The following is a 9,506-nucleotide window of genomic DNA, read 5'->3' as shown; positions in this document are numbered from 1 at the left end:
CATAAGTTATATATCAACAAATACCCATATAGGAGTTTCGTCTGAATATATGGGATATTTAGCTCATGAAGGCTGATCTGGCATTATTAGCCCTCTTTTCCCAAAAAGGGGTTAATTCTGGCTCTTTTCCCCGGCGGTTAACCTTCGCCAAAAAGGTTAAACAGACCTTCTTTCAGAATTTGAAGCCCCATTATCCGTTACTCGACCAAAAAAGCTATACACATGCCTAATGCTAAATCCTTGGTGATAGAGAGGGTTCTGTTTTAGTAAAATATTTTCTGGTAAGAAAGAAAACATTTTATATTTAAGAAAAATTATCTAATACAAAAGATGAGAAATAATAACAGGGGAACATTAATCAAAACATTTAGGTAATCATTTAATTTCTAAACATTAATTTTGTATTCATCTAGGTATCCTTTTAGGGTTAGCATGTCTTTTTCCATTTCCTCCTTTGCTGCTGGGCGGTAGAGGACTGCCGCAGGATGGAAGGTGGGAAAATAAGTTATTCCTTCTTTTTGAATGGGGTTTCCCCTCAATTCTCCTATTGGACCTGTTTTTCCAAGTAGGGAGGTAAGTGAAACATTTCCTAGAATGCAGATTACTTTGGGATTGATTAACTCTATTTGTTTTTGAAGGTAGGGATTACATTTCTCTATCTCATCTTTTCTGGGTTTCCTATTATTTGGTGGTCGACACTTGACAACGTTAGATATATAAACCTTAGATCTCTCTAATCCAGCCAATTTTATCAAATGGTCTAGAAACTTTCCCGCCCTCCCAACAAAGGGGCGCGCCTGAATGTCTTCCTGTTCCCCCGGGGCTTCTCCCACAAACATTATTTTAGCATGAGGATCGCCCTCACCAAACACCACGTTGATCCTAGATTTAGAGAGGGGACAGCGAACACAGTTCTTAGCTATGTCGTAAACTTCTTTTAAGGTTGTTTTTCGGGAGAGCTGCTTTAAAGAGTCTTCACTCATTTTAATTCCTCAAATTAATCCTTCTAAAGAATTATCCTATCATGTGTTCGTAGGGCTCGTACCAGCAACGTTTAACTGATTTTGAAAAGTCGAATGGGGAGAAACATTTAATCATTTGTGAATCCTCGGCAATCTTTGAAAAGCCTAATGATTCAAGGGGTTTAGTTTTAGCATCGCAGTCACTACTTATTATGCACAGAGCCATGGAACATTCTAACTTTCTCGCTTCCTCCAATATTTTTCTCAAAACATTTTTAGCTGTGTTTCCATCACTTCTCTTCAAAGTGAACACGTTTTCTATTATAGCGGAATTCAATTCGGAACCCCAAGCTATGATTTTTCGTATACGAAGTGTTCCACCTCCCATTATTTCTTGTTCTTTTTTTACTATCCAAGTTTGAGTGAAAAAAACATTTACCGGTTCTAATAGCCTCCACTTCATTTCTTCAATACTGAGGGAGTGGAATCCTTCAAAATGCGAGTAGGCTTTATTGAAGGCCTCAGCGAAATCCTTCAGATTTTTATATGTCAATATTTCAAAACGTTTATCGTCTTTATTGTCTTTCCTTCCTGTTTCAAGATTTTGAGTTTTTTCTGGGTTAAAGGTTTTTATATAAATATGAAATCTCTTTGCGTCTATAAAACCATGTCTTAGATATATTTTGTAGCCCGGTCCCTCCGGATCTGCGAACAATGTTAATCCATCAAGATTTTTTTGCTCCGCATATTTTATAGATTGCTCAAGTAGTTTACTGGCTAAACCTCTACGCCTTAATTCGGGTGGAGTTGCTACATCATCTATCGCACCCAAATGGAGGATTTTATCTTCAAATTTCGCTTTTCTTAATGTTTCTATAACCGAGGAAATAATTCTGCCATCTTTCTCTGCGAGAAAAACTCCTCTCGGATCGAATCCTGGTTTCTTAAGGTAACGCCAAATCCAGAACTCCACCGTCCTAGGAGTGAATACATCGTTTGCTCCAAACGCAGAGTTAAACAGGTCGACGATCTGGTGCTCATCGCCGGGATGATAATTCCTTAAATTATAAGTTAAATTTGACGCCAAATCATTGACCTTCCAATTACATAAATTTTTCAAATATAGTTATGATTAATTATATAAGTTTTTAATATAATACTTTTATCATTTATGATTTGCTCTGCAAATTGGTAGTTTAAAATTTAAAATATTTTAACAGATGAAACTGTTTGGGTAAATGTCTATTTTTAAGAATGTGCACTCAGTTAAATTTATCTGTTAATTGAGTTATCTATTAAAGTACCAATCAATAAGGGTATGGTCCTGTGATTGACAATGCACTAATTATTGCCGCATTTATTTCTATGATTTCCCAGTTCTCCGGAGTAGTTCTGCCAGTTATCATTTACATGATAAACCAAGGGCTAAACATCCACCATATCACACTACTTTGGTTGGCCTCCCATACTGCAGCGGTCACAATTTCATACTTATCAACAAGGTTAGTAAGTAGACTAAGTTTCAGAGCTACAACATATTTGGAGAGAAAAGCTAAGGAACTCGAAAAGTACATTGGATCATTTGGACTCTTTTTAGGTCTAATACTTTTTAATTTCTCGGTTTGGATATACATCTCAGTTCCCATTATGGTTTTAATGGGCATAAACTGGAAAAAAATCTATCTATCTGCAAGTTCAGGAAACTTTATCTATTATCTTTTAATGATTGGAGCCATCTATTGGTTATACATGTTCATTTCAAACATATTAATAATCATAATGTTTACACTAGCGATAGCATTTGCCACTTCGATTATCATTTACCAAATATTTAGTAGAATCAATGGAGAAAAGGTATCCAAAGTCGAAAAAGTCCAATAATTAAACAATATTTTTATTTTTTTTCTGGAACTTAGATTCTCTCAAATATTTTTATTGGACCAAACTGTGCTACCAAGTTGGTGGGAACCGATCCTGGTGGCGAAGTAAAGGGGGGACCTATAATGTAAACTGTAGCATTGTTATAGAAGTAGTATTGAACTATTGGTTGTAGAAATGGTTGCATTACCTCCAGCCACATACCGTTAGTGGTGGGTCTCCCGGAGAAGGCGGTTATTGCGATTGAATCCACCCCTGCTCTACCGCCTAACACGCATATCGGCTGATATGGTAGAGTATGAAGCTGTATCCAGATAGATGCCAGATAATAATAAAAAGTGTTTCCGATAGGGTCAATGTTTCCGGTGGGGTCAAAGCTTATGGGGATTAGACCACGGTGTGTGGGGGGACTTAAAATGAGATAAGTGGAAGCCGACGGTCCCAATAAGGGGGGAGTGTAGAGGGAGTAGAAAAGGACGCCTTGGCTACGTCCAACTGTAGGTGAGAAAGTTATGGCTGTGAAGGCCAATGTCACTATGAGAAGTGCGTGGACTTTTCTCCATTTACCTAGTCGGGAGCCAATAAATTTTGCTATGGTGAGCCCGGTGTAGAAGGAAAGAGGAATCATTATGTATATCCAGAAGCGGTGTCCATATGAAAAAAACATAATGCTTAAAATTAGGGCATATATGCCAAAAATTTGGCCATCGTAATATAGATATTTTATTGAATAGGCTGCACCAGCTAATCCAATAATCCATGCTAAAAGCGGAATATAGAATTCGAGGGGTGTTGGAACAGTGGATAGCCAGTCAAAATTAGCCAATATGTGGATTAGCCAAGGAGAATATACTAAGAGAGATACGGCTGAGACCTTTGCAAAAAATTTTAGATAACCTTCGTTTTTTCGAATTATTGAAAAAACTCCCAATGTAACTAATGTCAGTAAGGGTAAGGATATGTGTGTCCAAAGTGCAAGTGACATAAGAATAATCGAGGGTACCAATTTTTTCTGAGTAAATGTCCAAAACAAAATAAAGGAAATAAGAAGCACAAGGGTTGCTGGCATAATCTGGTAAGAATCAGCTAAAGTAGTTACTGCACCAATGTATACTAAAACGGTATAGAAGGCAGATTTATAGCCGGCAAACTTTCTACTTGACCACCATAAACAAAAAACTAGAAGAGGATAAGTTACAACCTTAATCATTTTCGCGGCAAATAGGATGTCTCCCCCATTAGCCTTCATTAACAACGCCATAATCATATGCAGCAGCGGCGGATAAAGATGAGGACGCCCAATGGGGGCAAACTCCCAAAAATCCCAAGTGGGAATAAAACCTAAGCGGTATATTTGTTGAGCTACGGCCATGTGATAAAAATCATCGTAGCTTATAGGTGGAACAACAATCCATAATCCCACCATAAAAAAAATTATACAACCTATAACCAAGTAGTCAAATAAATGTAGAGGACCCAGAAACAAACCATCCAGAGAACTGGGCAACTCGGTAGGCATTTCAAGTTCGAATTTTATTCTGCGCATTTCCTCAGTCAACCTAATTTTCTGGTTCCGAAAAGTAGAGTTAAACTCACTATTATATTTTTTCGTAATAAAGAATACTAGACACTAAAATAGACTGTATCGTAACCCCTACACTCGACCGTGTAAACCTTTTACAAAAAATCATTTGTTACTTTTTATTTTATCTACCACCTTAGAAAGAAACTCGCCTGACTTAGCAAAAATTCTCACATCTGCGATCTCTTCTAGTTGAGTCTCACCCATATTGATAATTACTATTTTTGCCCCGCGCCTCTTTGCAATGATTGGGAATTGATTAGCGGGAGACACACTCAGAGAGGAGCCTATAACCAACATTAGGTCGCACCTTTCTGCCTGTTTTAACGACTCCGCCATTTCACGTTCCGGCATCGGGTCACCAAAATTTACTACCGATGAGATAATCCTACCACCACAATTGGTACACAGTGGCTGGTTAGGAAGTGGATTGTGGGTTCTGTAGCCCTTACCATGCAGTTGATCATCCCATCCAATTTCCTCTTTTGTGAAACGGGCATCACAAGTCAGACATTTCATAACTGTATAGTTACCGTGAAGCTCCGCGAGAATTTCTCGAGGAATGCCCGATTTAATGTGGAGATTATCAACGTTTTGTGATATGAGATATTTCAATTTTCCCATATTGTAAAGCTCAATTAGAGCGTAGTGACCTGGGTTTGGTTCAATTTGATTCCAAGGCTTCGTTGGTGGCTTGGGTTTCAAACCCTTGTCTCTAAGGGTCCAAACTCCTTCAGGACCTCTATAGTCCGGAAGTCCGGACTCGGTCGAAATACCAGCACCAGTGAAAGCTACAAGATAGGAAGAATTACTAATAAGTTCAGCAACCTTTTCTATATCTTCTGTGGAGAAAGACAAAAATATTCCTCCTTAAAGTATCTATTATAAAATTTATCTTTTAAAATTAATTTACATAACCTTGGCGAGAAAGCCCCCGACTTCAGTCGTGGGGATGAATCGACAAAAAGCTTATCTGAAAGTAGGGTATATTAATAGTTGTTGGTAGCTGAAGGGTTTGGCTTGGGCTTAAGGGGCTAAACAAGACGCAGCCCCCATGAGGGTGCCAACATAGACGCCGTTCCCTTGAGGGAAGGGCGTGTTAACCGGGTGGTGGCACACCCGTTGCTTCGAAGGCGTTGAGCCAGAAGCAAGAATCCGCCGACTTTAGTCGAGGGGAGTGTCAAAGTATTAGAGTATTTTTCAACGTAGCCGAGTGAATTAATTTCTATAATTTCAGATGTTCTCAAAAAATAATTTCCATTAGTTTTTATATTATACAATAACACAACTGAATTTTTATAAATTTTATTTCATTACTTGAAAATTTGATTAGTAACAGGTGTAATTCTAATCTTTTCTTTGAGAAAAATGATTTACTGCTCTTAATGCACAATTAATTTATCAATAAAGATAAAAAAATGAAAGAAAGAGATTTTGCGCCCCTTAGCTGTTTTTTGATGTTTTTTGATAACCTCTACGTCTTTTTTCAAATTTTCATTCTTGCAGGTAGCCTAAATGAGATTTTACTGGTCTTCACGCCGTATTCAAGTATTGCTTCTAAAAACTTCACCGCGGCGACAACGCCATCTATCACGGGAACGTTTAACGTTTTCTCAATCTTCTTGTCCAGCCCCACCATTCCGGCGCAGCCTAGTAGAAGAACCTCTCCTCCGTCCTCCAGAACCGCCTTCGTTCCCTCCTCTACGAGGACCTGTTTGGTTTTCTCCATATCCTTTTCGAGTTCTAATACTCCCAGCCCAATGCCCCTAGCTGATGCAAACTTATCGACCAATCCGTACCTACTGACAAACTCCACTAAAACATGAGTTAGGTTAAATCGTGGTGCAGGTAGGAGCATGGAGAATTTGCGTCCCAGCATACAGGCCATGTGCATAGCAGCCTCACCGATGCCCACAACCGGTTTATCGGTCATCTCCCGGGCGGCGTAAAGACCTGGATCCAGAAAGCACGCTATTATGAATCCATCGTAGCCGTCGTCTATACCTTTCTTAATCTCTTTTAGAACTCCTGGCACTGCCAAGGCCTCGTCGTAAAGGCCCTCAATAGCTTCGGGTCCCTCTTCGGGGCTAACAACTGTTATCTCTGTGTCAGGTCTAGCGTATTCCTTAGCCGCTTTTTCGATCCCCTGTGTCATGCTCAGAGTGGTATTTGGGTTAATAATCTTTATTCTCATATACTAACACCTAATTTCATTCTTGCTTTATTATCTATAGTACTAAGAAGTTCCTAAATAAAAGAAGAAGGGGAAGTTTATTCGCTTAACATTTTTGTTGAGATCAAAGCGTAGATTTTCGTCGTATCAACCACGTCCTCTACCTTAAAGTGTTCATCTGGCTGGTGCCCAACTTTTGGATCGCTTGGTCCGATAATTATTGTGGGAATACCAATTTCAGCGAAAAATCTTCCGTCACTGGTTTGGGCGTAACCTGTAGGTTTAGGATTAAGGTTTAGTTCTCTGCAAGCTTCTTGCGCCGCTTTCACCAGTTTCTCATCTGGCGATGTTTCAAACGGATGCGCCTCTGCCAGCACCACCACATCCGCTTCAAATTCAGGGTCCTTCCTTTTTAGATCTTCGATTATGTCGAAGACTTCCTTTTTTATTTCTTCTGTAGTCTGTCCCGGTATCATTCTTCTATCTATAGTTATTTCGCAGGAATCCGGAACCACGTTAAGTCTTACACCGCCACTTATGGTTCCTATGCATAAAGATGGGGGAGCAGTCGCCGGATGACTCTGCTTTGCAATTTTTTTCGCAATCCTCTCATCGACCTCATTTAAGAATACCCTCATTTTGTCTATGGCACTGATTCCCTCCCAAGGTATACTGGCATGTGCTGCTCTACCCTTGGTTTTAACCCAAAACCAGACTCCACCCTTTTCAGCAATTGCGATTCTATTGTCCGTCTGTTCTCCTATAACAACGTAGTCTGGACGTAATCCCTTATCCAAACAGACTCTTACACCCGCTAATCCTCCGGATTCCTCGTCGCTTACCGGGTTTAAAATCATTGTTCCCTTTAGGTTGATTCCCTCTTCCACAATAGCTTTAGCTGCCATCACCATTGCTGCAGTGTTGGCTTTGGCGTCCGCGCACCCTCTACCATAAATAATCCCATCTGCTATCTCTGCACCAAAAGGATCGTGTGTCCAATTTTCTAGAGCCCCTGGAGGCACAACATCCAGATGGCTGTTAAAACATAATTCTGGCTTACCCTCACCAATCCTCGCAATTATGTTCGGCTTGTCATCCTGTATCTTTTCTATGCTGTATTTAATACCTACTTCTTTAAGCTTTTTTTCGACCAAGGCGAAGGCTTTGGTGGTGTCTCCGGGAGGGTTAACCGTGTTTATCTTTACCAGTTCGACTAGAAAATCAATGATCTCATCGTGCATTGAATCTATTCTTTTAATTAGAGAGTCTATTGTTGATCACCTTACTGTTTTTATTAGTTCTTCGTCTATCTTTCCTTTCACTGGTTTTCCGTGGCCAGGTTTGCCTACCAATTGTCCGTCCTCTATTACAAGTGTACCTCTAGATATAACTACTGTTGGCCAGCCGGTTAGTTTCCATCCTTCCCAATTAACGTAGTCAATGTCCATATGAAGGTCTTCTAGACGCACCGTCTTCTTTAATTTTGGGTCCAGAATTACGATGTCTGCGTCAAACCCCGGAGCTACCAGTCCCTTCTTAGGATACAAACCAAAGAGTTTTGATGCGTTTAGACTGGAAACTTCAACTAACCGGGGTAGGCTAATTCTTCCCTTATTTACTCCCTCAGAATACAGTATCGGCAGCATTAGTTCATTGCCCGGTGCGCCGTTCGGGGTTTCGTTGAAGGATTTGGCAGCCATCTTCGCCTCGCTTGGTAGTGGAACATGGTCTGATCCATAAAGTGCAACATAGCCCTCTGCAAGCGCTTTCCAGAGTGCCTCATTGTCCTCCTTCTTTCTTAGTGGGGGACTTATTATGAAATTTGCACCATCGGGACGTTCGTAAAGGTCATCGGTTAGTGTTAGATACTGTGGGCATGTTTCTGCGTAAATGGTTGACCCTCTAAGTCTCGCATTTTTTACCAGTTCCACCCCTTCTTTTGTGGACATGTGTGCAATATATATTCTGGATTGAGCCCATTCTGCCAGGAGTATTGCTCTTTGTATTGCTTCTGCTTCTACTAGGTTTGGTTTGGATAGTGGGTGATATTTTGGCTCCTTTTTTCCCTCCTCGACAAATTTTTTAACCATACCTTCTTCCAATGGATAATTTTCCGCGTGAACCCCAACTGTTGCCCCTATCTCCTTTGCCTTACTCAGTATTCGATACAGATTCCAATCGCTCACCGCTAACAGTAGATAGGTCATAAACTCTTTGAACGAGGGGTAACCATACTTAACCGCTTCTTCCATTTCTTTAAGTACAATGTTCATATCGGAAAAATCAACAAAGATTCCGTGGAATGCGAAATCTATGACCGCTTGCTTGCCCGCAGTCTCTTCTTTTCTTTTAATATCACCCATCACGCCCAATTTCTCGTAAGTTATAGGGTCGAGCTGAGCCACAAAATCAAGCACTGTAGTTATACCACCGAAGGCTGCTGATATGGATCCCGTCTCCCACGTTTCTTTTGGAATAGCTCCCTGGAAGGGTTGTGCAATGTGACTGTGGCTATCTATCAGTCCAGGTAGAACCAATTTTCCACTCGCATCAATGACCTTATCCGCCTTCAGCTCTGTCTTCCCCAAGCTAACTATCTCTCCATTATCTACCGCAACATTGGCTTCAAAAACACCACTAGGCAACACAATTTTTCCATTTTTAATAACAAGCTCCACCAAATAAATTCCTCCTTATCTGCTTATTTTAGAAACGTTAAAGTTAAGATTTTAACTGTATTATAAAACTTACTACTAAAAAAATTCAAAAAATGAAGGCACAAAGTAATAGATATGTATTTTTGATTTTGGGTATGTGAAAACGTCCTGCCTAACTCCCATAGTAGGGTTTGGATTTGGGAGAAGGCGCCTTAAGTATGTGGGTTGTTGGGATAGTTCGAAAAGAATAATTG

The 9,506-nt window shown here is 40.1% G+C and carries 9 protein-coding genes; 1 reads left to right on the top strand and 8 read right to left on the bottom strand.

Annotated elements, in window-relative coordinates:
• Positions 1–386: 386 nt before the first annotated feature.
• Together ACUVXA_RS11300 and ACUVXA_RS11295 are read right to left on the bottom strand one after the other, a co-directional pair.
• The gene (locus tag ACUVXA_RS11300; RefSeq protein WP_445871367.1) at positions 387–983 is read right to left on the bottom strand and encodes a uracil-DNA glycosylase; all 597 of its coding nucleotides are present in this window, start codon (positions 981–983) and stop codon (positions 387–389) included.
• Between the two features lie 31 nt (positions 984–1,014).
• Positions 1,015–2,049 carry a GNAT family N-acetyltransferase gene (locus tag ACUVXA_RS11295; RefSeq protein ID WP_445871366.1) on the bottom strand — a complete coding sequence of 345 codons (1,035 nt, stop codon included), beginning with the start codon at positions 2,047–2,049 and terminating at the stop codon, positions 1,015–1,017.
• Positions 2,050–2,288: 239 nt separating this feature from the next.
• Here ACUVXA_RS11295 and ACUVXA_RS11290 point away from each other — a divergent pair, with 239 nt between their 5' ends.
• Entirely contained in the window at positions 2,289–2,843 is a 555-nt protein-coding gene (locus ACUVXA_RS11290) for a hypothetical protein (protein ID WP_445871365.1), read from the top strand.
• A gap of 31 nt (positions 2,844–2,874) precedes the next feature.
• Here ACUVXA_RS11290 and ACUVXA_RS11285 read toward each other — a convergent pair whose 3' ends face one another.
• From ACUVXA_RS11285 to hydA, 6 genes are all read right to left on the bottom strand, one after another.
• On the bottom strand, positions 2,875–4,386 hold the full coding sequence (locus ACUVXA_RS11285; RefSeq protein WP_445871364.1) for an ArnT family glycosyltransferase: 1,512 nt from the start codon (positions 4,384–4,386) through the stop codon (positions 2,875–2,877).
• A gap of 141 nt (positions 4,387–4,527) precedes the next feature.
• Positions 4,528–5,280, bottom strand: a complete 753-nt coding sequence (locus ACUVXA_RS11280; protein ID WP_445871363.1) for an SIR2 family NAD-dependent protein deacylase — start codon at positions 5,278–5,280, stop codon at positions 4,528–4,530.
• Between the two features lie 176 nt (positions 5,281–5,456).
• Positions 5,457–5,669: a hypothetical protein gene (locus ACUVXA_RS11275; protein ID WP_445871362.1), complete on the bottom strand. Its 213-nt coding sequence runs from the start codon at positions 5,667–5,669 to the stop codon at positions 5,457–5,459.
• 239 nt (positions 5,670–5,908) lie between these two features.
• Positions 5,909–6,616, bottom strand: a complete 708-nt coding sequence (locus tag ACUVXA_RS11270; protein ID WP_445871361.1) for an aspartate/glutamate racemase family protein — start codon at positions 6,614–6,616, stop codon at positions 5,909–5,911.
• A gap of 77 nt (positions 6,617–6,693) precedes the next feature.
• Positions 6,694–7,836, bottom strand: coding sequence for a M20 family metallopeptidase (locus ACUVXA_RS11265; RefSeq protein ID WP_445871360.1), 1,143 nt, complete (start codon positions 7,834–7,836; stop codon positions 6,694–6,696).
• A gap of 36 nt (positions 7,837–7,872) precedes the next feature.
• Entirely contained in the window at positions 7,873–9,273 is a 1,401-nt protein-coding gene (hydA, locus tag ACUVXA_RS11260; protein ID WP_445871368.1) for a dihydropyrimidinase, read from the bottom strand.
• Positions 9,274–9,506: the final 233 nt, after the last annotated feature.

The organism is Candidatus Jordarchaeum sp. (assembly GCF_052745115.1).
This window is presented reverse-complemented; position numbering and strand designations above follow the sequence as displayed.